Origin of the sequence: Streptomyces sp. ISL-66, from assembly GCF_018614135.1 — a bacterium.
Taxonomy (GTDB): Bacteria; Actinomycetota; Actinomycetes; order Streptomycetales; family Streptomycetaceae; genus Streptomyces.
This window is the reverse complement of record NZ_JAGGOW010000019.1, coordinates 14612-39287: the sequence shown is the minus strand read 5'-3', so window position 1 is coordinate 39287 and position 24676 is coordinate 14612. Positions and strand designations below refer to the sequence as shown.

Below are 24676 nucleotides of genomic sequence, written 5' to 3'. Positions count from 1 at the left end.
CGGTGCGGCAACGACTACGGGTCGACGATCTCCACCAGCGGCGGGTGGTCGTGCCAGGTGCAGAACACGGACACCTCGCGGCCGTCACGGGTGAAGGTCACCCGGATCCACTTCTCCTGCTTCCACACCTGCATCCGCCAGCCGGCCGACGGGGTCGCCGAGACCAGATCGGCGGTGGAGGCGTGCAGATCGAAGACGACCCGGCCGCCGGAGACGGTGTACGACTTCACCACCTCGCTCCCGGACCCCTTCCCGTACGGCTGCGGGGCGGACGCGGACGCGGACGCGGACGGAGAACGGGCGGCGGAAGGCGAGCCGGGCCCCGAGGGGGCGGGAGCGGACGGCGACGGAGGGGCCGACGGCGAGGACTCGTCGGGCGACGGGTCCGGCGGCTGCGCCCGGTGCGTGGAGGAGGAGAGCGACTGCGTGGTCAGCGGCACCGCGAGCGGCGGATCGTACGCCGTGCCGGACATGACCGTGTGCACGCCCCACCACGACAGCGTCACCGCCGCCCCGGTCGCCAGCGTCCACGCCCCGGCATGTGCAAGTCCTCGTCGCATCGGGGACATACTGCATCACCCGCCACAGACGTGGCCCGCCACCCCGGGGTGTCCCCCAAATGGGTTACGGTGCGGGCCATGGCTAGTGTGCTCGTGGTCGAGGACGACCAGTTCGTACGTTCCGCCCTCATCCGGCACCTGACCGAGGCCTCGCACACCGTGCGTAGCGTCGGCACGGCCCTGGAGGCGCTGCGCGAGGTCGCGCACCACCGCTTCGACCTGGTGATCCTCGACCTCGGGCTGCCGGACCTGGACGGGGCCGAGGCCCTCAAGATGCTGCGCGGCATCACCGACGTGCCCGTCATCATCGCGACCGCGCGCGACGACGAGGCGGAGATCGTCCGGCTGCTCAACGACGGCGCCGACGACTACCTGACCAAGCCCTTCTCCGTGGAGCACCTGTCGGCCCGGATGGCCGCCGTCCTGCGCCGCGCCCGCTCCGCGGCCGGCGCCGAGCCGCCCTCCCGCGTCCTGCGCGTCGGCGGCCTCGCCATCGATCCGCTGCGCCGCCAGGCCGAACTGGACGGGACCGTACTGGACCTCACGCGGCGGGAGTTCGACCTGCTCACCTTCCTCGCCGGGCGGCCGGGCGTGGTCGTGGCCCGGCGGGAGCTGCTCGCCGAGGTCTGGCAGCAGTCGTACGGCGACGACCAGACCATCGACGTCCACCTGTCGTGGCTGCGCCGCAAGCTCGGCGAGACCGCCGCCAGCCCGCGCTACCTGCACACGCTGCGGGGTGTCGGGGTCAAGCTGGAGCCGCCGGCGTGAGCGGCGCACGCGAGGAGGCCGCCGGGCCGCGGGCGACCGCGACGGCCGCACCGTCGCACCGGGCGGGCGCCCGTGACGACCGCCGGTGCCGCTGCCTCGGTGGAGCGAGCCGCCGCAGATGAGGTGGGCGCTGGTCAAGGTGTGCCTCGCCGTCACCGCCATGGTGGTCGTGGCCTTCGCCGTGCCGCTCGGGCTGGTCGTCCAGGAGATGGCCAGCGACCGCGCGTTCTCCAACGCCGAGCGGCAAGCCGCCACCATCGGGCCGACGCTGGCCATCACCACCGACCCGGTGCAGCTGCGCAAGGCCGTGGAGTCCACGCAGATGGGTGCCGCCCGGCGGATGGCCGTACACATCCCGGCGACCGGAAGCAGCCCGCGCGTGGACATCGGCGACGGCTGGGCCGGCGAGCAGGCCGTGACCCGGACCCGGGAGATGGGGCGGGCGGCCACGGTGTCGGTGGGGCGCGCCGGCTCCGCGCTGCTCCAGCCCATCGCGCTCGGCACCGGCGACATCGCGGTCGTGGAGATCCACGTCCCGGAGAGCGAGCTCAGCAACGGCGTCGCGACCGCCTGGGTGGTCCTCGCCGGGGTCGGCCTGGCCCTGATCGTGGGTTCGGTGGGAGTCGCGGACCGGCTCGGCGCCCGCCTGGTGCGGCCGGCCGAGCGGCTCGCGGACGCCGCGCACCGGCTGGGCGAGGGCCGGCTGGGGGCACGGGTCCCGGAGGAGGGCCCCAAGGAACTGCGATCGGCGGCCGTCGCGTTCAACTCGATGGCGGACCAGGTGATGGAACTCCTCGCCAACGAGCGGGAGCTGGCCGCCGACCTCTCGCACCGGCTGCGGACGCCGCTGACGGTGCTGCGGCTCAACGCGGCCTCCCTCGGCGACGGTCCCGCGGCGGAGCAGACGCGGGCGGCCGTGGAGCAACTGGAGCGCGAGGTCGACACGATCATCCGTACGGCGCGCGAGCAGCGCGCGCCCGCTTCCGCCACGGGCGGCGGCGCGGGCGCCGGCTGCGACGCCTCCGAGGTGATCCGCGACCGGATGGCCTTCTGGTCGGCGCTGGCGGAGGACGAGGGCCGCGAGGTGCGGCTCGCGGGGGTCGACCGTACGGTACGGATCCCCGTGGCCCGGCCGGAGCTGGCGGCCGCGCTCGACGCCATGCTCGGCAACGTCTTCAGGCACACCCCGGAGGGCACGCCCTTCGCGGTGGACGTCCACGACGCCGGGGACGCGGTCATCGTGCTCGTCTCGGACGCGGGGCCGGGGATCTCCGACCCGGACGCGGCGCTGCGGCGGGGCAACGACGGGGGCCGCGACGGTTCGACGGGCCTCGGCCTGGACATCGTGCGGCGGGTCGCGGAGTCGACGGGCGGCGACGTGCGGCTGGGGCGTTCGGTCCTCGGCGGGACCGAGGTCCGGGTGTGGATCGCGCTGGACGGGCGGGCGCAGGGCGAGCGGGAGGCACGGGGGGACGGACGGCGCAGCCGGCGCAAGCGGCGGGGCGACTGACGGGCGCAGCCGGCGCAAGCGGCGGGGCGACTGACGGGCGAGGCGGGGGCGGCCTGCGGGGCGACCGGCAGGCGAGGCGGGGGCGGCCTGCGGGGCGACCGGCAGGCGACCGGCGTAACCGGGGGCGGGCCGGGGGCGCGCCGCGCGACTGGTATGTCCCCATGTCGATACGGTCCGCGCCATGGACACCCTCATCTTCGGCGGCCTCCTCGCCACCCTGATCGCGATGTACCGGGACTCTTCCCGGACGGTCGTGCTGGGCGCCTGGTGGCTGCTGCTCCTCGCAGTGATCCTGCTGCTGGCGCACCACATCACCAGCAGCCTCGCCCTCACCCTGAGCTACTGACCGTGGTCATGCACAGCTTCCTCCCGGAGGCGCCGCTGGGGGGCGGCCTGCTGGGCCGCGTCCAGTACTGGTTCGCCTGTGTGTTCGTCATGGGCTGGACGGGCGTCGTCTGCGGCGGACTCTTCTACCAGTTCGGGCTGTGGGAGTACCCCTGCCCGCTCTGCGTCGTGCAGCGGATGTTCATGCTGCTGGCGGCGATGGGGGCCGCGCACATCGTCCACACGGCGCTGACGCGCGGGACGGTGACCGGCCGCGACTACATGACGGGCTGGGGCCTGGCCCTGGTGGCCGTCATCGGGGGCTCGTTCACGTCGTGGCGGCAGACGATGCTGCACGTCCTGCCGGGCGACAAGGGGTACGGCAGCGAGGTGTTCGGCCTGCACCTGTACGTCTGGGCGTGGATCCTCTTCCAGGCCTCGGTCGTCGCCGTCGGCGTCGTCATGGCCTTCGCCCATGCCACGGCGGACCGGGCCGTCCCGGCCGAAGGGGAGGGGGCGTACCGGACGGTGGGGCTGGCAGCCCTGTGGTTCCTGGGTCTGGTGATCGCCGTGAACCTCGTGGCCGTCTTCCTGGAGGAGGGCTTCCACTGGTTCCTGCCGGACGATCCGGCGCGCTACCAGTTCTTCTACGACGTCGGAATCCTGGACGAGCCGCCCGCCACACCACCACCCGCCACGCCACCGGTCGTACCACCGGCCGTACCGCCTGTCGTACCGCGGTGAAATGACCTTGGCGCGGAGTTGACGGCGCCCGTGCGGGAATCCGCGGGACCTGCTTGAGTGGGCGCGCTCGCGGGCCCACCGCGGGCCCGTACGCCCCTGCGCGAAGTCCCGCATTCGACATTCGATTGGACGCCGTCATGCGCTACGCAGTCCTCGGCACCGGGATCGTCGGCCGCACGATCGCCACCCGGCTGCTCTCCCTCGGCCACGAGGTGGTCATCGGCACGCGGGACCCGGAGGCCACCCTCGCCCGTACCGAGTACGCAGCATGGCAGTCGGCCAACCCCGGGGCGGGGCTCGCGTCCTTCGCGGAGGCGGCCCGGCAGGGCGAGACGCTGGTCAACGCCACGGGCGGGCGGGTCAGCGTCGCCGCGCTGACGGAGGCCGACGCCGCGCACCTGGACGGCAAGGTCCTGATCGACATCGCGAACCCGCTGGACTTCTCGCACGGCTTTCCGCCCGGACTCGACCCCGTGGACAGCGACAGCCTGGGCGAGCTGATCCAGCGGACCTTCCCCGGCCTGCGGGTCGTCAAGACGCTGAACACGATGAACTGCCAGGTGATGGTGGATCCGGTCAGGGTCGAGGGCGACCACACCGTCTTCCTGTCGGGCGAGGACGCCGAGGCGAAGAAGGCCGTGCGGGAGCTCCTGTATTCCTTCGACTGGAGGGAGCACACCGTCATCGACCTGGGCGGCATCGAGACGGCGCGCGGCACGGAGATGCTGCTGCCGCTCTGGCTCCGGCTGATGGGGGCTCTCGGCCACACGGACTTCAATTTCCACGTGCAGGGTGCGAAGCGCGGGTCTTCGCCGGGCTGAGCGCCGGCTCCCTCATTCGCCCGGCCGCCGCCGATGCCAGCACGGCGGAGGCGGCCGCCGCGCCGCACGACACGGCGAAGGCGGGCCGGTGTCCGTACGCCTCGGCGAGTGGTCCCGCGGCCGCCGCGGCCAGTGCCTGGCCGATGATCAGGCCGCTGCCGACCACGGTCATGGCCTCGCCCATCCGCTGCGCCGGTCCGGCGCGTTCGACGAGGCCGAACAGTGCGATGAGGTGCGGAGCCACGGCCAGTCCGATGCCGGCGACGGCGAAGGCCGCGCCCCACAGGCCCGTTACCGCGAGCAGGGGCAGCGTCAGCAGGGCCTGGGCGACGATGGTCCGACGCAGCCGGACCGTCAGGTCCGCCGAACCGGGCCGGGCCACCGTCACGAAGCCGGCGATCGAGCTGGTCACGGCCATGGCCGACCAGACGAGCCCGGCCGTGCCCGCGGATCCGGCGGACTCGGCGAGGGCGTTGATCCCCGTATTGGCCCCGCTCCACGCGGCGCCCTGCAGGACGGCCAGGGCGAACAGCAGCGCCAGACCGGGGGACCACAGCGTTACGTCGCCGCGTGCGGCGGTGGCGGTTCCCGTCGGCCCCGGCGCCGTGGGGTGCAGGGCGAAGAGCGTCCCGAAGAGCAGGATCAAGGCGGCCGCCAGGACGAGCGCCGACGCGGGATGCACGGCCACCGCCAGGATCCCGGCCAGCGCGGGCCCCACCATGAAACCGACCTCGTCGAGGGTGGTGTCGAAGGAGAGCGCTGCTCCGACCAGAGCCTTGTCCTCTCCGGCGAGCCGCGCCCACCGGGCCCGGGCCAGCGGCCCGACCTGCGCCGACGTGAGGCCGGCGGCGACGGCCAGTACCAGCCGGACGGCGGGCGGCAGCCCGGCGAGGACGGCCGCGACGAGGGCGACGAGCACGGCGGCGTTCGCGGCGCAGGCGAAGAGCAGGACGGGTCGGTGGCCGCGCCGGTCGGCGAGCCGGCCGATGACCGGACCGCCGAGCGCCTGGCCGAGCCAGAGGGCCGCGGCGACGGCCCCGGCGGCGGCGATGCCGTCGCGTTCGTTGATGAGCAGGAGCGTCCCGATGGGGCACAGCGCGGCGGGGAGCCGCGCGAGGAACCCGTAGACGGGGAGGGCGCTACCGCCGAGGGCGAAGACCCCGCGGAATCCGCCGGGAGCGGTTTCGGGTGCGGGCGCAGGCACGGACATGGGCACGGACATGGGCACGGACAACCTCCAGCCGCGCGCCGACCCTCCCGTTTCTCCGGCGCGCGTTGTTGCCCTTGGCGGGGACCGTAGCGGCGGAATGGCCGCTTCGGTAGCCCCTGGCCGGCTTCAGGCGGTGTCGTCGTCGGAGCCCGAGTTCAGCCGCTTCGCCTGGGCGCGGCCGACTTCGGCGGCGCGGTGCAGGTAATCGGCGATGACCGCGAGTTCGGCGTCCGAGTAGCTCTGGAGTACGGCGCCGAAGGCGCGGCCGGGGGTCTCCCAGGCGGCGCCGATCCGCTCGCGGGCGGCGGGTGCGAGGGAGACGAGGGAGCGGCGGCGGTCGTGCGGGTCGGCGTGGCGTTCGACGATGCCGGCCTTGACCATGCGGTCGACGAGCCGGGTCGCGGAGCCGGAGGTCAGGCCGGTGAGGCGGGCGATGTCACCGGTGCTGACCGGGGCGGGCTCCATGTCGAGGAGGGCGACGCACTGCATGTCGGTGGGGTGCAGGCCGACGTGGTCGGCCATGGCCTGGTTGAAGAGCGAGTAGTCGGCGTAGTGCCGCTGGCTATCGGTGACGATGCGCGCGAGCAGCTCGGCGCGGGTCCACTCGTCACTCGAACGGGGGTTATTGGTTGACATCGGGTTCTCCGTGCTCCAGATTTATGTGTGTGACACAGAGATTGCGCAACGCAGAATCTGTGTCACGTACTTAGTCTACTCAATCGGGAACAGGAAGTACGTCGTATGTCACAGCACCCCGAGATCCTCGTCACCGGCGGCCGCGGCGCCATCGCCCGCGGTCTCTCCGGCCTCCTCGCCGCCCACGGCGTGCCGCACCGCCTCGCTTCCCGCGAGCCGGACAAACCCGGGACCGTCCACTGCGACCTCACCGATCCCGCCACCTTTCCCGGAGCGCTCCCCGGAATCCGCTCCGTCTTCCTCTACGCCGAGGCCACCGCCGTCGATGCCTTCATCAAGGAGGCCGTCACCGCGGGCGTCGAGCACGTCGTGCTCCTGTCCTCCTCCTCGGTGCTCGCCCCCGACGCCGCCGACAGCCCGCTCGCCGCGTCCCACCTCGCGGTCGAGCAGGCCCTCCTCGCCTCCCCGCTGCGCACGACCCTGCTGCGGCCCGGGTCCTTCGCGAGCAATGCCCTCGGCTGGGCCTGGTCGCTGAAGTCCGGCCGGCCGGTCCACCTGCCCTATCCGGGCTCCTTCTGCGACCCGGTCCACGAGGCCGACATCGCCGAGGCCGCCTTCGGGGTCCTCACCGACCCCTCGCTCGGCGGAGGCGCGCACACCCTGACCGGCCCGCAGTCGCTGACCTTCACGGGCCAACTGGCCATACTGGGCGAAGCGGTCGGCCGTCCCATACCGTTCGAGCCCGTCTCCCGCGAGCAGTGGAAGGCCGAGGTCGACGGGTACATACCCGGCCCGTACGCCGAAGCCCTGCTCGACTTCTGGGCTTCCACCGACGGCCTCCCGGTGGACCTCACCGACGCGGTCGAGCGGCTCACCGGCCACGCGCCCCGCACTTTCGAAACCTGGTCCGAAGACCACGCCGACGCCTTCCGGGCCTGATGCGCCGCGACGGCGCGATCCCGGTCCCGGCCGGCGTCGCGCACCGGGGGCGCCGGAGCGGCGTACGGAGGTAGATTCACGACCGGGAGGCACACATGAGCGGTCAGACGCGCAATGGGGGACGGCCGACGCTGGAAGAGGTCGCGGCACGCGCCGGAGTCGGTCGCGGCACGGTTTCACGGGTGATCAACGGCTCGTCCAAGGTCAGCGGGCACACGCGGGCCGCCGTCGAGGCCGCCGTGGCCGAGCTCGGCTACGTGCCCAACCGGGCCGCCCGCGCGCTCGCCGCCAACCGCAACGACGCCATCGCGCTCGTCGTCCCCGAGCCCGAGGCCCGCTTCTTCGCCGAGCCCTACTTCTCCGACGTCGTCCGCGGGGTCGGGGCCACGCTCGCCGAGACCGACGTCCAGCTCGTCCTGACCTTGGCCGGGAACGAGCGGGAGCGCCGGCGCCTCGCGCAGTACCTTTCCGGCCACCGGGTCGACGGCGTGCTCCTCGTCTCCGTCCACGCCGGCGACCCACTGCCCGAGCTGCTGGCGGAGCTGGGCATTCCGACCGTGCTCAGCGGGCGCCGCTCCGCCGCCGAGACGCTGCCCTGGGTGGACTCCGACAACCTCGCGGGCGCGGCCGCGGCGGTGCGCCACCTCCTGGGCCGCGGTCGGCGCGCGATCGCCACCATCACCGGACCCCTCGACGTCTACGGGGCCGAGTGCCGCCTCGACGGCTACCGGCAGGCGCTGGCGGAGGCCGGGCACCCCGTCGACGAGCTGCTGATCGCGGACGGCGACTTCACCGAGGAGGGCGGCCGCGGGGCGATGCGCGACCTGCTGGAGCGCCGCCCCGACCTCGACGCGGTCTTCGCCGCCTCCGACGTGATGGCGGCGGGCGCCTGCCGGGAGCTGCGCGCGGCCGGGCGCCGGATACCCGAGGACGTGGCGCTGGTCGGCTTCGACGATTCGGTGCTCGCCCGGCACATGGACCCGCCGCTGACCAGCGTGCGCCAGCCGGTCGAGGAGATGGGCCGGACCATGGCGCGGCTGCTGCTCGCGCGGATAGCGGGAGAAGAAGGGGACGCGGCCATGGTGCTCCCGACAGAGCTGGTGGTCAGGGAGTCGTCGTGAGCCGCTTCTGACGCTTCGCAGCCCGGGCCGGGGCGGCGAAGCACCGTACGAAAAGTATGAAAAGAAGGGGCGCCGGGGGAAAGGCGAAGGGCCCCGCCCCGCTTTCGCGGAACGAGGCCCTCTCGCAGGGTGAGTGACGGGACTTGAACCCGCGGCCACCTGGACCACAACCAGGTGCTCTACCAACTGAGCTACACCCACCATGTCCGGTCGGAAAACCGACCGGCCGAAGAAAAGCGTACAGGGTCCGGGAGGGTGCTCGCTCCCCCCTTTCCCCGCGCCGCCCTCCGGTGGGTGCTACTCGCCGGAGACCACGTACTTCGCGGCGATGGTGCGCGCCGTGTCCGAGTCCGGTCCGGGCTGCGGCACGAAGACCGCCTCACGGTAGTAGCGCAGCTCGGCGATGGACTCCTTGATGTCCGCGAGCGCCCGGTGGTTGCCGTTCTTCGTGGGGCTGTTGAAGTAGGCGCGCGGGTACCAGCGGCGCGCCAGCTCCTTGATCGAGGACACGTCCACGATCCGGTAGTGCAGGTACCCCTCCAGCGCGGCCATGTCGCGCAGCAGGAAGCCGCGGTCGGTCCCGACCGTGTTTCCGCAGAGCGGAGCCTTGCGTGGCTCCTTCACGTGCTTCCGTACATAGGCCAGGACCTGTGCTTCGGCGTCCGCGAGGGTGGTTCCGCCGGCCAGCTCGTCGAGCAGGCCGGAAGAGGTGTGCATCTCGCGCACCACGTCGGGCATGGTCTCCAGGGCCGCGTCCGGCGGGCGGATCACGATGTCCACGCCTTCGCCGAGCACGTTGAGCTCCGAGTCGGTGACCAGTGCGGCCACCTCGATAAGTGCGTCGTCCGTCAACGAGAGCCCGGTCATCTCGCAGTCGATCCACACCATGCGATCGTTCATGCGCCCCACCTTATGCGGAAGGTCCCCCACATCGGTGACCACCGATGTGGGGGACCTTCTCCGAGCAGTGCCTTCGCGGTGCTACGCGTGCTCGCGCAGGACCCGGCCCGGGGCGTACAGCTCCGTGACCGTGGAACCGGCCGCGGCCAGTGCCGCCGCGGCCCGCTGGGGCTGCGGAGTGCGCTGGTGCGGAACCGGCGAATCCGACAGCTGGGTCACCTGGGCCACGTCCGGCGCCTGCGGACGCCTGGCCCGGTAGGCCGAGCGGTAGGCGGCCGGGGAGGACCCCAGCTGCCGGCGGAAGTGACCGCGCAGGGCGACGGGCGAGCGGAACCCGCAGCGTCCGGCGACCTCGTCCACCGAGTAGTCGGAGGTCTCCAGGAGCCGCTGCGCCTGGAGGACCCGCTGTGTGATCAGCCACTGCAGTGGCGCGCTGCCGGTGAGCGAGCGGAACCGCCGGTCGAACGTGCGCCTGCTCATGTAGGCGCGCGCCGCCAGCGTCTCCACGTCGAACTGCTCGTGGAGGTGTTCCAGCGCCCAGGCGACGACCTCGGCCAGCGGGTCGGCGCCGATCTCCTCCGGCAGCGACCGGTCGAGATAGCGCTCCTGGCCGCCCGTGCGCCGCGGCGGGACGACGAGCCTGCGGGCCAGGGCCCCGGCCGCCTCGCTGCCGTGGTCCGTGCGCACGATGTGCAGGCACAGATCGATTCCGGCCGCGGTGCCCGCGGACGTCAGCACGTCGCCGTCGTCGACGAACAGCTCGCGCGGATCGACGTGGACGGACGGGTAGCGCTTGGCCAGCGTCGGCGCGTACATCCAGTGCGTCGTCGCGGGCCGGCCGTCCAGCAGACCGGCGGCGGCGAGCACGAAGGCTCCCGTGCACAGTCCGACGATCCGGGCCCCCTCCTCGTGCGCCAGGCGCAGCGCGTCGAGCGCCTCCGGTGGCGGCGGGGAGGTGATGGAACGCCACGCGGGAACGACGACCGTGCCCGCCCGGGCGATCGCCTCCAACCCGTATGGCGCGGTCAGTTCGAGTCCGCCGGTGGTCCGCAGCGGACCGTCCTCCCCGGCGCACACGAGCAGTCGATAGCGTGGAACTCCCGCGTCCTGCCGGTCAATGCCGAACACGGAAAGTGGAATGGAGCTCTCGAAGATCGGGCCGCCGCTGAAGAGCAGCACCGCGACGATCTCTCTGCGGCGACGCCCCGCGAGCTTCCTGCCGTCCGCGATGACGGCGGTGGAATCCTGGCTCATGGCGCTAAGCCCCCCTTGGGTGTCGCGACTCCTTGGTCTGGTCGCACCTGCACGTTTCCCCTCGGCCTTGCACGTGGATCCCCCGCCGTAAATACATGATCGAATCTACTGCGTCCCGTGGTGTCGGCGTGACAAGTTCAGCACGCAGCGCTATGTCGACTTGGCAACTTGGCGAAAAGCATTCGATCAGGAAGCGTTCCACTCCGCCACCCGGGTGGGAAGCTCACTGTCCGGCCATGGCCAGTACCCATAGGGTCAAAGTCCCCCTCCGGCGCCGTGGTCGCAGATGGTGAGGGGGTTGGGGGGACATTCCGGCAAGGGGGGTGACCTGCCGGGAAGTTGGCTTAAAACGTGCGGGTGTGGATGTGTGAACCGGTCAGTCGTGAGGGGACATCCCACCGGAACCGTGACATCCGCGACGGGATCCGGCCCCGGCCCGCGAGTGCCGGCCGCGCTGGGCGGGCGGTACGGGCTCCTCCGCGAGGACCGGCACCGCGCTCCGCGCCGCTTTCTCCGAGTGGCGCAGCAGCGCCCGGCAGGCGGCCGTGACGGCGGCCAGGCCGAGGGTGGCCACCGCCGCCCCGCCGAAGGAGGTGCCGTAGACGACGAGGACCACGGGGACGAGCAGGCAGCTGAAGGCGGCCCAGCGCACCACGTCACCCGCGGGGTCCTCGTGGGGGTGTCGCGGGGATTGCACGGACGAGTGAAGCGCGGGCGGCGACATGTGGACGGACTGCGTCGGCTGAGCGGGCGACTGAGCGGGCTGGACGGGGTGAACCGGATGACCGGGCACGGCGTGCTCCCTGCGGGCTCTTCCTGGACGGTCGGACTCGTGTCCAACGGCGGGCGGCGCGGCTCGGTCACTGCGCGCACGAGTGGCACGTGCCCGGCGCGGGGTTGCTCGTCACTGCCTGTAGGGGACAGCGGCCATTGCCAAGGGGGCGTCGCTGCGGCATGCTCCCTTGGACGCTCTCCAGGGGCGGCAAGCCCTGTGCAGCACAGGAGTGTCGCCGTACCCTGGTGGGTAAGGGCTTGGGAAGATGCTTCCCGGACAGAGCTCGGTCACACTGAGTCGCCATTTACCGAAACGCCACTGCTCACGTCGTCGCTTCCGCCCACTGCCGCTCCGCCGCCTTGTCCCTTCCCCTGAGGACCTCTTCGCCGAGACACCCATGGCCGGTCACGAATTCTCCGAACCCGCGGACCGCAAGCGCAAACGCCTCGCCGACCCGGCGTCGGCCGAGCTGCGCGCGGTGGAACAGCCACGTCATCCCTGCGACCCCGCCTTCCGGCACGGCGTCGTGGTGGGCTTCGACGGCTCCACTTCCAGTGAGCGCGCACTCGCGTACGCGATCGGGATGGCCCGTCGCTCCGGATCCGGTCTGATCATCGTCCACGTCGCGAACCGGCTGCCCACCACCGTCTGGGCCGGCTGCGAGCCGCCGGTCTTCGTCGACGTTCCGGACCACCGCACCGAGGTGCTGGGCCTGGAGCTCGCCTGCGCGGACTACCTGTCCGAGGTTCCGTGGATCCTGGTCGAGCGGGGTGGGGACATCTGCCACGAGCTGGAGGAGGTCGGCCGGGAGTATTCGGCGGACGCCATCGTGGTCGGTTCCACGCACGGGATCGTCGGCCGGATCTTCGGCTCGGTGGCGGGCCGGCTGGCAAAACGGGCGCAGCGACCGGTTGTTGTCATCCCGTAACACGCTGTATGTCGATTGTGTGGTTGTGAACCCCGTTGTAAGGGGTAGATAAAGGCTGCTGGGACGCAGCAAACAACTGCAGATCGAAGGGAGCCCGCCGTGGACAATGGTGTCTCTGCGGGAAGCACGGCCTCGACCTCGACCCTCGGGCACATCGCCCTGGGACTCACCCTTCTCGCGTACGGAATCGGCCACACGGGGATCATCGACGGTGTGACCGCGGCCAACTCCGTGTCGCTCGCCACCTTCCTGGGCGGTCTCGCCCTGTTCGTCCTCGGGATCCTCGAATTCCGCGGCGGCAACGGCTTCAACGGAACGGCGTTCGCAGGCCTCGGCGCCTTCTGGTTCACGTGGGCCAACGGCGCGGACGGAAAGGTTTCGGCACACGCGGCCGGAATGTTCCTCGTCCTCTTCGCCATGCTCGCGCTGTCCCTCACCGCCGGCGCCTCGGGCGGGCTGTTCGGACAGGGCGTGTACGGACTGTTCACCCTCTCCCTCCTGCTCCTGGCGATAGGCACCTTCGCCGAGAGCGGCGGGCTGGCCAAGGCGGCGGGCTGGGTGGCGGCTCTCGCCGGGCTGCTGGCCTGGTACGGGGCCACCGCGGCACTGGCGAGCTGGCCGATGGCGTTGAACAGGCGCTCGCGCGGGGCGGTCGCAGCGAGCTGACGGCAGGCGGGCAAGCGGACGAGGAAGGCCCCCGGGGGATCCCCGGGGGCCTTCCTCTTGTGCGGGCCGAGCGAGCCGTGCGGGCCTACGGCCCGGCGCGCGGCCGGTGTCGGGCCGGTGTCGGGCCGGTGCGCGGCCGGTGCGTGGCCCGGTGACCGGCCGGTGCGCGGCCGCCGCGGTCCGGCTATTCGACGGTGACGGACTTCGCCAGGTTGCGCGGCTTGTCGATGTCCCGGCCCAGGGCCAGGGCCGTGTGGTACGCCAGCAGCTGGAGCGGGATGCCCATCAGGATCGGGTCCAGCTCGTCCTCGTTCTTGGGCACGAGGATGGTGTGGTCTGCCTTCTCCTGCTCGCGGTGGGCGACCGCCAGGATCCGGCCGCTGCGGGCCTTGATCTCCTCGAGCGCCGCGCGGTTCTTCTCCAGCAGGTCGTCGTCCGGGACGATCGCGACCGTGGGCAGCGACGGCTCGATCAGCGCGAGCGGACCGTGCTTGAGCTCGGAGGCCGGGTAGGCCTCGGCGTGGATGTAGGAGATCTCCTTGAGCTTCAGGGAGGCCTCCAGGGCCACCGGGTAGCCCCGGACGCGGCCGATGAACATCATCGACTTGGCCCCGGCGTACTCGGCGGCCAGCTTCTTGATGTCCTCCTCGCCGTCGAGGATCTCCTGGATCTGCGCGGGCAGCTTGCGCAGGCCGTCGATGATCCGCTTGCCGTCGGTGACGGACAGGTCGCGGATGCGGCCCAGGTGCACGGCGAGCAGCGCGAAGGCCACGACCGTGTTGGTGAAGCACTTGGTGGAGACGACGCAGACCTCGGGGCCGGCGTGCACGTACACGCCGCCGTCGGCTGCGCGGGCGATCGCGGAGCCGACCACGTTGACCACGCCGAGGACGCGGGCGCCCTTGCGCTTGAGCTCCTGCACGGCCGCGAGCACGTCGTACGTCTCACCGGACTGGGAGACCGCGATGTAGAGGGTGTCGGGGTCCACGACCGGGTTGCGGTAACGGAACTCCGAGGCCGGCTCGGCGTCGGCGGGGATGCGGGCCAGGCCCTCGATGAGGCCCGCGCCGATCATGCCGGCGTGGTACGAGGTGCCGCAGCCCAGGATCTTGACCCGGCGGATGCCGCGCGCCTCGCGCGGGTCCAGGTTCAGGCCGCCGAGGTGGACGGTGTTGAAGCGGTCGTCGATCCGGCCGCGCAGGACGCGGTCGACCGCGTCGGCCTGCTCGGAGATCTCCTTGTGCATGTACGTGTCGTGGCCGCCCATGTCGTAGGAGGCGGCCTCCCACTCCACGGTCTCGGGCGTGGCCGTGGTCGTCGTACCGGAGGTGGTGTAGGTCCGGAAGTCGTCGGCCTTCAGGGTCGCCATCTCGCCGTCGTCGAGGGTGACGATCTGGCGGGTGTGGGCGACGAGCGCGGCGATGTCCGAGGCGACGAACATCTCCTTCTCGCCGATGCCGAGGACGACCGGGGAGCCGTTGCGGGCGACGACGATGCGGTCGGCGAAGTCGGCGTGCATGACGGCGATGCCGTAGGTGCCCTCGACGACCTTGAGCGCCTCGCGGACCTTCTCCTCCAGGGTGTCGGCCTGGGCGCGGGCGATGAGGTGGACGAGCACCTCGGTGTCGGTCTCCGAGAGGAAGACGACCCCGTCGGCCTCCAGCTTGGAGCGCAGCTCGGAGGCGTTGTCGACGATGCCGTTGTGGACGACCGCGACCTTGTTCTCGGCGTCCAGGTGGGGGTGGGAGTTGATGTCGCTCGGGGCGCCGTGGGTGGCCCAGCGGGTGTGGGCGATGCCGGTGGTGCCGGCGAAGCGCTTGGGCACCCGGGACTCCAGCTCGCGGACGCGGCCCTTGGCCTTGACGACCTTCAAGGCCGCGGACTTCGGGCTGTTGACGACGATGCCCGCCGAGTCGTAGCCGCGGTACTCCAGTCGCTGAAGGCCCTCCAGCAGCAGCGGTGCCACGTCACGCTTGCCGATGTAACCCACGATTCCGCACATACGGTCTTTCCCCTCCTGAAGCTTCGGTTTCTCTTGCCACTGCCACTGCCACTGCCACTGCCACTGCCACTGCCACTGCCCCGGCCCGTGTGGCCGTGCCCTGCCCCCGACCGGGGGGCGCGGGCGGCGCTCAGCCGTAGACGATGCGGCGCAGCTGCCGGAGCGAGAGCTCCGGCGGCGCCACGGCGCGGTGCGGCAGTTCCGCCGCGATGCGCTCGAAGATGTCCGCGTTGACCGCGCCCCCGGACTGGAGCTCACGGTGGCGGCGGCGGACGAACTCCTCGGTCGTCTCGTCGAAGTACGCGAGCACGTCGAGCACTACTCGGGCGGCTTCGCCCCGCTGGAGCGAGGAGCTGCGCACCAAGTGGTCGACAAGATCGTCGTGCGACGGGCGGCGGTCGGGCATTCGTAGATATTGACGGCATGAACCGCAGAACGCAAAGATCCTGCCCGGAATCGGGCAGGATAGCGCTGGTACGTACCAGAGGAACGGTTAATTTCGGTCAATGGTGATCAGAAACGCCCCAAAACCGCAGCTTTCGCCACAGCGAACTCGTCCGCGGTGAGGATCCCGGACTGGTGCAGTTCCCCCAGCTCGCGCAGCCGGCGCAACAGGGCGTCGTGGTCCGCCGAGGGGTCCGCCGCCGGGGCGCCCGCGGAAGCGCCCCCCGGGACGGCCACGGGCGGGGCCGCCAGGGAGAGCACCGGACCGGTGCCCGTGCCGGTACCCACGCCTCGCGCGGTCCCGGTCGCCGCGGGGTGGGGCAGGCGCACCGCCACTGCCGCCGCGACCAGCGCCATCAGCGGGTCCTTCTTGAAGCCGAACAGCTCCACCGCGTACGGGTCGTACTTCGGCGCGGCGGCCTGGCCCGGTCCGGCCATGCCGAAGCGGATCCACCCGTTGTCCAGCCCCCTCGACGGGGCCCACTCCACCGACCGCACGTCCCCGATCCGGAACTCGCGCGCGCCGCCGGAGCGCTTGGCCTCCTCCGTCGTCCAGTTCCACTCCAGGGTGATCCGGTCCCCGTCGAAGGCCACCGTCCCGTCGCCCGCGCCGACCGTGATCGGCACGGCGGGCCCCGGCAGGAGGTAGGAGTCCACCGGCCCCGGATCCACCTGGTCCAGCAGGAGCGCGTTTCGCACCTCGTCCACGAAGTACTCCGCGACCCCGGAGCGGTCCGGCTCCACGGTCAGCCGGTACGGATCGGAGGCCTCGGGCAGCCGACCGCCGGTCACTTGCAGCAGCGGGTCGGCGCCGTCGCGCAGGCGCAGCCGCAACCGGCCCGCCTTGCGCCCGGGTTCATGCGAGACGCCGGCCAGCGCGCGCAGCGGCACGACCACTTCGCCCAGCGTCTGGCGCAGCAGTCCCACCCCCTTGTCGCGGCCCGGCACGATGCGCACAGAGTCCCCGTCGAAGGTCCATGTGCCGTCCTTCTGGATGATTTCCGCCATCCTTCGATTCTCGCATCGGCCCTGTGGGCCCCGCTGGTCTATACCTGAGGGCATGAGAGTTCCGCGACGCGCACTCGCCGCCCTCCTCGTCCTCGCCGTCGTCCCCGCGGCCGCTTCCTGTGCCACCGCCGCCCGCGGCGACGACGCCCGACCCGGTGACGAGGCCCCCGCCGCTCTCGCCGCCTACGACCGGCTCCTGCCGGCCCCCGTCTCCGCACGCGCCGAAGGCCCCGGCTACGCCTTCGGACCGGGCACGGTCATCCGTACCGGGCTGACGGACGGCGAGGAGGTCCGCAAGGTCGGCGAGCTCCTCGCCGAACAGCTCCGCGGCCCCAGCGGACTGCCGCTGCCCGTGGTCGACGGCGCCGAGGGCGACGGGATCCGGCTGCGTCTCGACGCGGAGACCGAAGGGGCGGGCGCGGAGGGGTACCGGCTGGAGTCCGGCCCCCACGGGGTCACCCTCACCGCCCGGACGCCCGCCGGGCTCTTCCGCGCCGGGCAGACGCTGCGCCAGCTGCTGCCGGTGTCCGGGCCGGGCGAGGTCCCCGGCGGGACGGTCACGGACGCGCCGCGCTTCGCGTACCGCGGGGCGATGCTGGACGTGGCCCGTCACTTCTTCACGGTGGAGCAGGTCAAGCGGTACGTCGACCAGCTCGCGCGGTACAAGGTCAACACCCTGCACCTGCACCTGACCGACGACCAGGGATGGCGCCTGGCGGTGGACTCCTGGCCGAGGCTGGCGCAGTACGGCGGCGCCGGCGAGGTCGGCGGCGGGCCCGGCGGGTACTGGACGAAGGACCAGTACCGGGACCTGGTGGCGTACGCGGGGGAGCGGTTCGTGGAGGTGGTCCCGGAGATCGACATGCCGGGGCACGTGAACGCCGCGCTGGCCTCCTACGCGGAGCTGAACTGCGACGGCAAGGCGCCCGAGCGGTACACGGGGACCAAGGTCGGCTTCAGCTCGCTGTGCGCGGGCAAGGAGCGGACGTACGAGTTCATCGACCAGGTGCTCGGCGAGCTCGCGGAGCTCACGCCGGGGAAGTACCTGCACATCGGCGGTGACGAGGCGCACTCCACGCCCGCGGCGGACTACGCGGCGTTCATGGACCGGGCCCAGGCGGTCGTGGGCAGGCACGGCAAGACGGTGATCGCCTGGCACCAGCTGGCGACGGCGCGGCCGGCCGCGGGAGCGGTGCTCCAGTACTGGGGCCACGACCGCACGCCGGCGCCGGAGAAGGCGGCGGTGGCCGCGGCGGCGAAGGCGGGGAACCCGGTGATCCTGTCGCCGGCGGACCGGCTCTACCTGGACATGAAGTACGAGAAGGCGACGAAGCCGGGGCTGGCCTGGGCCGGCTACGTGCCGGTGCGGCGCTCGTACGAGTGGAACCCGGGCTCCTACCTGCCCGGCGTCCCGGAATCCTCGGTCCTGGGCGTGGAGGCCCCGCTGTGGACGGAGACCATCGCGACGCGGGACGACTGGGAGTTCATGGCCTTCCCCCGGATCCTGAGCCTGGCGGAACTGGGCTGGTCCCCGGCGGCCTCCCCGAACTGGACCTCGTACAGCCGCCGCCTGGCGGCCCAGGCCCCCAGCCTGGACGCCCAGGACATCACCTATTACCGGGCGCCGGACGTGCCGTGGTCCTAGCGGCGCGACGCCGTTAAGGAAGGCTGCCCGGCTGGGCAGCGGGGCGGCCTGTGACGATGTCCCTTCGGGTGGCGGGGAGATACCGCGCCACCGGGAGGGAATCCGAGCATGAGGAAGGCAGCCGCGGTCATCGCCCTGGTCCTGACGACGATGGCGGTGGGGTCCAAGCCCCTGGTTTCGGCCGAGCCCGTGGTCCCCGTGCCGTACGCGGCTTTCCACTGGAACGTCTCCGGTCATAAAATGAACAAGAACTCGACCGGCAACGGCATGGTCAAGGCGGCCGTGGACGCGGTCAACAATCCGAGATACGGGGTGAACCCCCCGGCTCCGGCGCCCCGGACGAACACCGTGGACCTCGTCTCCTTCAACGAACTCTGCTTCGACCAGTTCGTCGAGCTCAGGAAGCAGCTGGAGGGCTGGGCGAGCGGCACCACCGCCCCGTACGCCCGCTTCATACCGGGAGTGCCCGCGAACACGATCGACCACGACGGGGTCACCCCGGTCTGCGGGAGCGGGGAGTTCGGCATGGCCCTGTTCAGCAAGCACGGACTCGGCGAGCTGGAGCAGTACCAGCTCCCTCCCGACGACAACACGTATCTGGACGCGCGCGGCCTGGTCCGGGAGGCCCAGCACTCGCTGGCGTGCGCGCCGCTGGCCGACCGGCCGGGGATGAAGTTCTGCACCACGCACATCACCGGTACCTCGACCACCGCGAAGCCGTACGGCCTCCACCAGATCCAGGCCGTGCAGAAGCGTCTTGAAAAGCTCGCCGCGGACGGCGACACCTATCTGGTGGCCGGGGACTTCAACGCCCAGCCCTCCTACGGGCGGCTGAACTCCATGTACGCGGACTCGGTCAACACCCCGGCCAACCACGACAACACGGGCATGCACCGTGAGCTCGACGACACGGACACCCGCTGCCCCGGCTACGGGGAGGCCACCGCGGCCGGCAACCTCGATCCCACGAAGTACAAGCGCTCGTGCGGGAAGAACCTGCCGCCGAGCGAGGGCGGCGAGCTCCCGAAGATCGACATGATCTTCGTCCGGAAGGACCAGCTGACCCTGTCGACCGTCTACACGGCCGACACCCTGACCATTCCCACCAGCTGCGGCGGCGCGTGCTCGGACCACAACGCGCTGATCGGCAAGGTCACGCTGAACGTCCACACGACCGATTGATCCGGACCCCCGGAACCGGCCGCCCGGCCCCTGTTCACCGCCGGGCGAAGGGTGCCACGGGGTTCTTGAGGGTGCCGATCAGCTGGAGGGCGGCGGCCGGGTCGGCGAGGTCGACCATCTGCTTGTTGTCGCGCAGCTGGAGGCGGTTGAGGCAGGACAGCTGGAACTCTTCCGCGAAGAGGTCGTAGCGGGCGAAGCGGTCCGCCAGGGCCGGGAGCGACTTCTGGTAGTCGTGGCCGCAGTCCGCGACCGCCCGCCAGAAGGTGTCCTCCTCGCAGATGCCCTCCGAGACCAGGATCGAGCCCAGGAAGCGGAAGAAGCAGTCGAAGACGTCCGTGAAGATCGACAGCAGCTTCACGTCCTCCGGGATCTCCGCCCGCACGCGCTCCACGGCCGGCGGCAGGACCGCGTCCGCGTCCATGACGACGATCTCCTCGGCGATGTCCTTGAAGATCGCCCGCGTCACCACGCCGTTCTCGATGACGAGGATCGTGTTCTCGCCGTGCGGCATGTACGCGAGGTCGTACCGGTAGAAGCAGTGCAGGAGCGGGACCAGGTAGGCGCGCAGGTACGAGCGCAGCCATTCGGTCGGGGTGAGCCCGGACTCCGCGATCAGCGCGCCGACGAAGGACTTGCCCTGCGCGTCCACGTGGAGGAGCGAGGCCATCGTGGCCAGGCGCTCCTCGCCCCGCAGCGAGGCCACCGGGGACTCGCGCCACAGCGCGGCCAGCATCTTGCGGTACGGGGAGTACCGGTCGGTGGCGCGTTCGTACTGGCGGGGGTGGTAGCCGATCGCCGCGCGCTCGCGGATGATCGAGAAGTTGACGGAGCGCAGGACCTCGTCCGACTGGATCAGCTGGTGCAGCCAGTCGTTGATGGCCGGGGTGGCCTCCATGTAGGCGGCGGACAGGCCGCGCATGAAGCCCATGTTGAGGACCGAGATCGCCGTCTTGACGTAGTGCTTCTCGGGGGCGCTGGTGTTGAAGAACGTACGGATCGACTGCTGGGCGAGGTAGGCGTCCTCGCCCTCGGCCAGCAGGACCAGACGGCGATGGGCGATCTCCGCGGCGAAGGTGACCGTGGTCTTGTTCCACCACTGCCAGGGGTGCACCGGGAAGAAGTGGTAGTCCGCCGGGTCCAGGTCCAGGGCCTTCAGGGAGTTCTCGAACCGCTCGACGGCGGCTTCGCCGAGCTCCGCGCGCATGAAGGAGTCGTGGTCCAGGCCCGAGCCCGCCGTGAAGGTGGAGACGTCCTTGCGGGCCGCCACCCACACCAGGTGGACGGGGCTCGCGGTCTCCGGGGCGTACGAGAGGTACTCGTGCACGCCGAAGCCGAGGCGGCCGTTGTTGGCGACGAAGCAGGGGTGGCCCTCGGTCATGCCGGTCTCGATGTCCTGGAAGGAGGACTTCGCGAGGACGGCGGAGGAGATCTGCGGCTTCGTGTACTTGAAGCCCGAGCCGGCCAGGGTGGAGGAGATCTCCTCCAGGTAGACGGGAAGGACCTCCGCGCCGAGACCCAGGGAGTCCTTCAGCTCGATGTGGAAGTCGATGGCGTCCAGCGGCAGTTCGACGCCGTCGCGGTGGCGGGTGATGGACGCCTCGTCCACCGCCCAGTGGTCCAGGGCGTGCAGGGCCGCGGTGAAGCGGTACTCGACCGTGCGGTCGTCGCTGAGGACGGCGTACGCGTTCTCGCCCAGCGGCGCCGGAGTCAGCAGGCGCTCGTGGGAGAACTCCGCCAGGGCCTTCTTGACCAGGGCGCGGTTGGCGCGGGCCCACAGCTCGGGGGAGAGGTGGGAGACGGCGTCGGTGAGGCTCATATCGACGCTCCCGTGGTGAGGCCGGCCAGGCTCGTCAGGCCGGTGGCGGCTGCGAACTGCTCGCGGGTGCAGAAGCTCAGCAGGGCTTCCTTCTCCGGCTTGGTGACCGGGCCGTCGGGCACGAAGCCGACCGCCTCGTTCAGCGCGTGCACGGCCTCGTTGCGCACGTCGGGCTCCACCACGACGCGGCGCGTCGCCGGGTCGGCGAAGAGGGCCGCCATGACGGTGGTGATGACCGCGCGGGTGAAGCCGTGCAGCGGGGTGTCGCCGGGGGCGACGAGGAAGTGCATGCCGACGTCACCGGGCAGGGGGTCGTACAGGCCGACCAGCTCCAGCTCGCTGGGGTCGTAGCGCTCCATCAGGAAGGCGGGGCGGCCCTCGTGGAGGCCGATGAAGGCGTCGTGGTGCTCGTGGGCGGCGATGCGCATGTACTCGCGCTCCACGTCCGGCAGCGAGGCCTCCCGCATCATCCAGAACGCGGCCTTGGGGTGCGTGACCCAGCCGTGCAACAGCTCCGCGTCGGTGAAGGGGTCCAGCGGGCGGACCGAGAAGGCGCCCAGGGCCGGATCGGTGCGGGTGAACAGGACGTCGGTGGTGGTGCTCATGCGAAAGCGCCTTCCGGGGCTGCGAACTGCTGGAACGCGATGGACTTCTCGACCTTGTAGTACTCGCGGCCGAGCAGCTCGGCGATGATGTACGCGTTGCGGTACGCGGCCATGCCCAGGTCGGGCGAGGTGATCGAGTGGTTGTGGACCGTGCCGTTCTGGAGGAACACGCCGCGGCCGGTGGTGTCGATGCTGTAGTTGCGCGCCGCGTCGGGGCGGCCGCGGCCGTCGAAGTTCAGACGGTCGCGGACGGGGGCCAGGAAGTCGGGCAGCTCGTACCGGTAGCCCGTCGCGAGGACCAAACCCTCGCTGCTGAGGGAGAAGTCCCGCTCCTGCTCCTCCTGGCGCAGCCCGAGCGTGTACGTCCCCGTGGTGGTGTCGTACGCGGCGGAGTTGAGCGAGGTGTTGGTCAGCAGGGTGGTGGTGACCGGGCCCGGCGAGGAGACCTTCTTCTGGTAGAGCAGGTCGAAGATCGCGTTGACGAGCTCGCCGTCGATGCCCTTGAAGAGGTTCTTCTGCTGGGTCTCCAGGCGGTAGCGGGTGTCCTCGGGGAGCGCGTGGAAGTAGTCCACGTACTCGGGGGAGGTCATCTCCAGCGTCAGCTTGGTGTACTCCAGCGGGAAGAAGCGCGGGGAGCGGGTGATCCAGTTGAGCTGGTAGCCGTGCACGTCGATCTCGGACAGCAGGTCGTAGTAGATCTCGGCCGCGCTCTGGCCGGAGCCCACCAGGGTGATCGACTTCTTGCGCCGCAGCTCCGCCTTGTTCTGCGCGTAGGCCGAGTTGTGGACGAAGTCGCCGCCGGCCCGGGCGCAAGCCGGGGGGACGTACGGCGGGGTGCCGGTGCCCAGGACCAGGCGGCGGGCCAGGTGGGTTTCGCCCTGGTCGGTGCGGACCTCGTAGAGCCCGGCGGCCTCGTCGTGGGTGACCTCGGTGACGGAGGTGGAGTACAGGACGTTGTCGAGGCGGTCGGCGGCCCAGCGGCAGTAGTCGTTGTACTCGGTCCGCAGCGGGTAGAAGCTCTCGCGGATGTAGAAGGAGTACAGCCGGTCCCTGTCCTTCAGGTAGTTCAGGAAGGAGAAGGGCGAGGTCGGGTCGGCGAGGGTCACCAGGTCCGACATGAAGGGCGTCTGGAGGTGCGCGCCGTCCAGGAACATGCCGGCGTGCCACTCGAAGTGCGGCTTCGACTCGATGAAGAGGCCGTCGAGCTCGTCGATCGGCGCGGTCAGGCAGGCGAGTCCCAGGTTGAAGGGACCGAGACCGATGCCGATGAAGTCACGGGGCTTAACGGTGGACGACAAGGGACTCTCCCAGGAACTGCTCGGCGTGTACGGCGAGGAGGTCGAGGACGGCCGTGATGTCGGCCGTCGTGGTCTGCGGATTGAGAAGGGTGAACTTCAGGTACTGCTTCCCGTCCACCTTGGTGCCGGCCACGACGGCCTCACCGGAGGCGAACAGGGCCTTGCGGGCGTGCAGGTTGGCTTCGTCGACGAGGGCGGCGGGCACGTCGAGGCCATCGGGGCGTGGCACGTAGCGGAAGACGAGGGTGGAGATCTGCGGCTTGACGACGACCTCGAAGCGCGGGTCGGCGTCGATGACGTCCCAGCCGGCCGCGGCCAGGTCGATGACTTCGTCGAAGAGCGAGCCGACGCCGTCGGCGCCCATGACGCGCAGGGTCATCCAGAGCTTGAGCGCGTCGAAGCGGCGCGTGGTCTGGATCGACTTGTCGACTTGATTGGGGATCCGCTCCTCCGCCATCCGGCGGGGGTTGAGGTAGTCGGCGTGGTATGTGGCGTGCTTCATCGTGTCGCGGTCGCGGACCAGCAGCGCGCTGGAACTGACCGGCTGGAAGAAGGACTTGTGGTAGTCGACCGTCACGGAGTCGGCCAGCTCGATGCCGTCGAGCAGGTGCCGGCGGGTGGGGGAGACCAGCAGGCCGCAGCCGTACGCGGCGTCCACGTGCATCCAGGCGGAGTGCTCGGCGGCGAGCCGGGCGATCTCCGGGAGCGGGTCGATGGACCCGAAGTCGGTGGTGCCGGCGGTGGCCACGACGGCCATGGGGAAGAGGCCCTCGGCGGCGCAGTTCTCCAGCTCCAGCGCGAGGACGGAGGTGTCCATCCGGCGGTTGCGGTCGACCGGGACGGAGATGACGGCCTCGTAGCCCAGGCCCAGCATGGCCGCCGACTTCTGCACGCTGAAGTGGCTGGCTTCGGAGGTGAAGATGCGCAGCTTCGGGAGGACTTCGGACTTGGGAAGCTCCTGCGGCTCCCGTGCCGCGTTCGCCGCGTGCCGCATGACCAGACGGCAGGCCTCGTCGCGGGCCAGGAGCAGCGCGTGGAAGTTCGACTGGCTGCCGCCGGAGGTGAAGATGCCGTCCGCGCCGGGGCCGAGGCCGATGCGCCGCGCGGTCCAGTCGATGAGGCGGCGCTCGATGAGCGTGCCGCCGATGGACTGGTCCCAGGTGTCGAGCGAGGAATTGACGGCCGACAGGACGGCTTCCCCGAGTACGGCCGGGATGACCACCGGGCAGTTGAGGTGGCCGAGATAACGCGGGTGGTGGAAGTAGACGGCGTCGCGGAGGTAGACGTCCTCCAGCTCGTCGAGGGCGGCGGCCGCGTCTTCGAGCGGGGAGTCCAGGTCGATGCCGGCGATGACCGGGGCGAGTGCGTCGACGGATATGCCGGTGTGGGGCCGCTGCGTCGTGGCGAGTCTGGCCGCGACACGCGCGACGCCCTCGGTGACGGAACGCCGGTAGAGGTCCGCGGTCGTCTCGTTGAGCAGATGCTGACGCATCAACTTTCCTCCGGGCAGGGGGAGCAGG

General features: G+C 71.2%; 24 protein-coding genes and 1 tRNA gene. 11 read left to right on the top strand and 14 right to left on the bottom strand.

Features of this window, described 5'->3' with window-relative positions; genetic code table 11:
* Window positions 1–14 precede the first annotated feature (14 nt).
* Window positions 15–560, bottom strand: coding sequence for a hypothetical protein (locus J7E97_RS04280; protein WP_215022427.1), 546 nt, complete (start codon window positions 558–560; stop codon window positions 15–17).
* A 78-nt stretch (window positions 561–638) separates the two neighbouring features.
* Between J7E97_RS04280 and J7E97_RS04275 the strand changes: the two genes are divergently transcribed.
* The 5 genes from J7E97_RS04275 (at window position 639) to J7E97_RS04255 (ending at window position 4727) form a co-directional block, all read left to right on the top strand.
* Window positions 639–1328 carry a response regulator transcription factor gene (locus J7E97_RS04275; RefSeq protein WP_215022425.1) on the top strand — a complete coding sequence of 230 codons (690 nt, stop codon included), beginning with the start codon at window positions 639–641 and terminating at the stop codon, window positions 1326–1328.
* Window positions 1329–1446: 118 nt separating this feature from the next.
* Window positions 1447–2838 carry a HAMP domain-containing sensor histidine kinase gene (locus tag J7E97_RS04270; protein ID WP_215022423.1) on the top strand — a complete coding sequence of 464 codons (1392 nt, stop codon included), beginning with the start codon at window positions 1447–1449 and terminating at the stop codon, window positions 2836–2838.
* Between the two features lie 181 nt (window positions 2839–3019).
* Window positions 3020–3184 carry a DUF5993 family protein gene (locus J7E97_RS04265; RefSeq protein ID WP_215022421.1) on the top strand — a complete coding sequence of 55 codons (165 nt, stop codon included), beginning with the start codon at window positions 3020–3022 and terminating at the stop codon, window positions 3182–3184.
* Window positions 3185–3192: 8 nt separating this feature from the next.
* Entirely contained in the window at window positions 3193–3906 is a 714-nt protein-coding gene (locus J7E97_RS04260; protein ID WP_215022466.1) for a disulfide bond formation protein B, read from the top strand.
* Between the two features lie 137 nt (window positions 3907–4043).
* Window positions 4044–4727 (top strand): NADPH-dependent F420 reductase, encoded by a 684-nt coding sequence (locus tag J7E97_RS04255; RefSeq protein ID WP_215022419.1) that lies wholly within the window; start codon window positions 4044–4046, stop codon window positions 4725–4727.
* Here J7E97_RS04255 and J7E97_RS04250 read toward each other — a convergent pair.
* Window positions 4681–5949 (bottom strand): MFS transporter, encoded by a 1269-nt coding sequence (locus J7E97_RS04250; protein ID WP_215022417.1) that lies wholly within the window; start codon window positions 5947–5949, stop codon window positions 4681–4683. The genes J7E97_RS04255 and J7E97_RS04250 overlap by 47 nt on opposite strands.
* Before the next feature lie 114 nt (window positions 5950–6063).
* Window positions 6064–6573 (bottom strand): MarR family winged helix-turn-helix transcriptional regulator, encoded by a 510-nt coding sequence (locus J7E97_RS04245; protein WP_215022415.1) that lies wholly within the window; start codon window positions 6571–6573, stop codon window positions 6064–6066.
* A gap of 105 nt (window positions 6574–6678) precedes the next feature.
* Between J7E97_RS04245 and J7E97_RS04240 the strand changes: the two genes are divergently transcribed.
* Window positions 6679–7512, top strand: coding sequence for an NAD(P)H-binding protein (locus tag J7E97_RS04240; protein ID WP_215022408.1), 834 nt, complete (start codon window positions 6679–6681; stop codon window positions 7510–7512).
* 95 nt (window positions 7513–7607) lie between these two features.
* Complete coding sequence (locus J7E97_RS04235) at window positions 7608–8633, top strand: LacI family DNA-binding transcriptional regulator (RefSeq protein ID WP_215022406.1); 1026 nt, start codon at window positions 7608–7610, stop codon at window positions 8631–8633.
* A 128-nt stretch (window positions 8634–8761) separates the two neighbouring features.
* Here the strand turns inward: J7E97_RS04235 and J7E97_RS04230 are convergent.
* The 4 genes from J7E97_RS04230 to J7E97_RS04215 form a co-directional block, all read right to left on the bottom strand.
* Window positions 8762–8834 (bottom strand) — tRNA-His (locus tag J7E97_RS04230).
* A gap of 96 nt (window positions 8835–8930) precedes the next feature.
* Entirely contained in the window at window positions 8931–9533 is a 603-nt protein-coding gene (orn, locus tag J7E97_RS04225) for an oligoribonuclease (RefSeq protein ID WP_215022403.1), read from the bottom strand.
* A gap of 81 nt (window positions 9534–9614) precedes the next feature.
* Entirely contained in the window at window positions 9615–10787 is a 1173-nt protein-coding gene (locus J7E97_RS04220; protein ID WP_215022401.1) for a helix-turn-helix domain-containing protein, read from the bottom strand.
* A 376-nt stretch (window positions 10788–11163) separates the two neighbouring features.
* A complete protein-coding gene (locus J7E97_RS04215) occupies window positions 11164–11484 on the bottom strand; it encodes a hypothetical protein (protein ID WP_215022399.1) in 321 nt (106 codons plus the stop codon).
* Between the two features lie 475 nt (window positions 11485–11959).
* Here J7E97_RS04215 and J7E97_RS04210 point away from each other — a divergent pair, with 475 nt between their 5' ends.
* Window positions 11960–12490 carry a universal stress protein gene (locus J7E97_RS04210; RefSeq protein WP_215022397.1) on the top strand — a complete coding sequence of 177 codons (531 nt, stop codon included), beginning with the start codon at window positions 11960–11962 and terminating at the stop codon, window positions 12488–12490.
* 99 nt (window positions 12491–12589) lie between these two features.
* On the top strand, window positions 12590–13156 hold the full coding sequence (locus tag J7E97_RS04205; protein ID WP_215022395.1) for a GPR1/FUN34/YaaH family transporter: 567 nt from the start codon (window positions 12590–12592) through the stop codon (window positions 13154–13156).
* Window positions 13157–13340: 184 nt separating this feature from the next.
* Here the strand turns inward: J7E97_RS04205 and glmS are convergent, their stop codons facing one another.
* The 3 genes from glmS to J7E97_RS04190 form a co-directional block, all read right to left on the bottom strand.
* On the bottom strand, window positions 13341–15158 hold the full coding sequence (gene glmS / locus J7E97_RS04200) for a glutamine--fructose-6-phosphate transaminase (isomerizing) (RefSeq protein WP_215022393.1): 1818 nt from the start codon (window positions 15156–15158) through the stop codon (window positions 13341–13343).
* 130 nt (window positions 15159–15288) lie between these two features.
* Entirely contained in the window at window positions 15289–15564 is a 276-nt protein-coding gene (locus J7E97_RS04195) for a hypothetical protein (protein WP_215022391.1), read from the bottom strand.
* A 107-nt stretch (window positions 15565–15671) separates the two neighbouring features.
* On the bottom strand, window positions 15672–16610 hold the full coding sequence (locus J7E97_RS04190) for a DUF4429 domain-containing protein (RefSeq protein WP_215022389.1): 939 nt from the start codon (window positions 16608–16610) through the stop codon (window positions 15672–15674).
* Window positions 16611–16662: 52 nt separating this feature from the next.
* Here J7E97_RS04190 and J7E97_RS04185 point away from each other — a divergent pair, with 52 nt between their 5' ends.
* Window positions 16663–18255 (top strand): beta-N-acetylhexosaminidase, encoded by a 1593-nt coding sequence (locus J7E97_RS04185; RefSeq protein WP_215022387.1) that lies wholly within the window; start codon window positions 16663–16665, stop codon window positions 18253–18255.
* 108 nt (window positions 18256–18363) lie between these two features.
* Window positions 18364–19437 carry an endonuclease/exonuclease/phosphatase family protein gene (locus J7E97_RS04180; RefSeq protein ID WP_215022385.1) on the top strand — a complete coding sequence of 358 codons (1074 nt, stop codon included), beginning with the start codon at window positions 18364–18366 and terminating at the stop codon, window positions 19435–19437.
* A gap of 34 nt (window positions 19438–19471) precedes the next feature.
* Here the strand turns inward: J7E97_RS04180 and J7E97_RS04175 are convergent, their stop codons facing one another.
* The 4 genes from J7E97_RS04175 to J7E97_RS04160 are packed head-to-tail and all read right to left on the bottom strand — an operon-like array spanning window position 19472 to window position 24648.
* Entirely contained in the window at window positions 19472–21253 is a 1782-nt protein-coding gene (locus J7E97_RS04175) for an IucA/IucC family siderophore biosynthesis protein (protein WP_215022383.1), read from the bottom strand.
* On the bottom strand, window positions 21250–21858 hold the full coding sequence (locus J7E97_RS04170; RefSeq protein WP_215022381.1) for a GNAT family N-acetyltransferase: 609 nt from the start codon (window positions 21856–21858) through the stop codon (window positions 21250–21252). Before J7E97_RS04170 ends, J7E97_RS04175 begins: the two co-directional genes overlap by 4 nt.
* Window positions 21855–23156, bottom strand: a complete 1302-nt coding sequence (locus J7E97_RS04165) for a lysine N(6)-hydroxylase/L-ornithine N(5)-oxygenase family protein (protein WP_215022380.1) — start codon at window positions 23154–23156, stop codon at window positions 21855–21857. Before J7E97_RS04165 ends, J7E97_RS04170 begins: the two co-directional genes overlap by 4 nt.
* Window positions 23140–24648: an aspartate aminotransferase family protein gene (locus J7E97_RS04160; RefSeq protein WP_215022378.1), complete on the bottom strand. Its 1509-nt coding sequence runs from the start codon at window positions 24646–24648 to the stop codon at window positions 23140–23142. Before J7E97_RS04160 ends, J7E97_RS04165 begins: the two co-directional genes overlap by 17 nt.
* Window positions 24649–24676 lie beyond the last annotated feature (28 nt).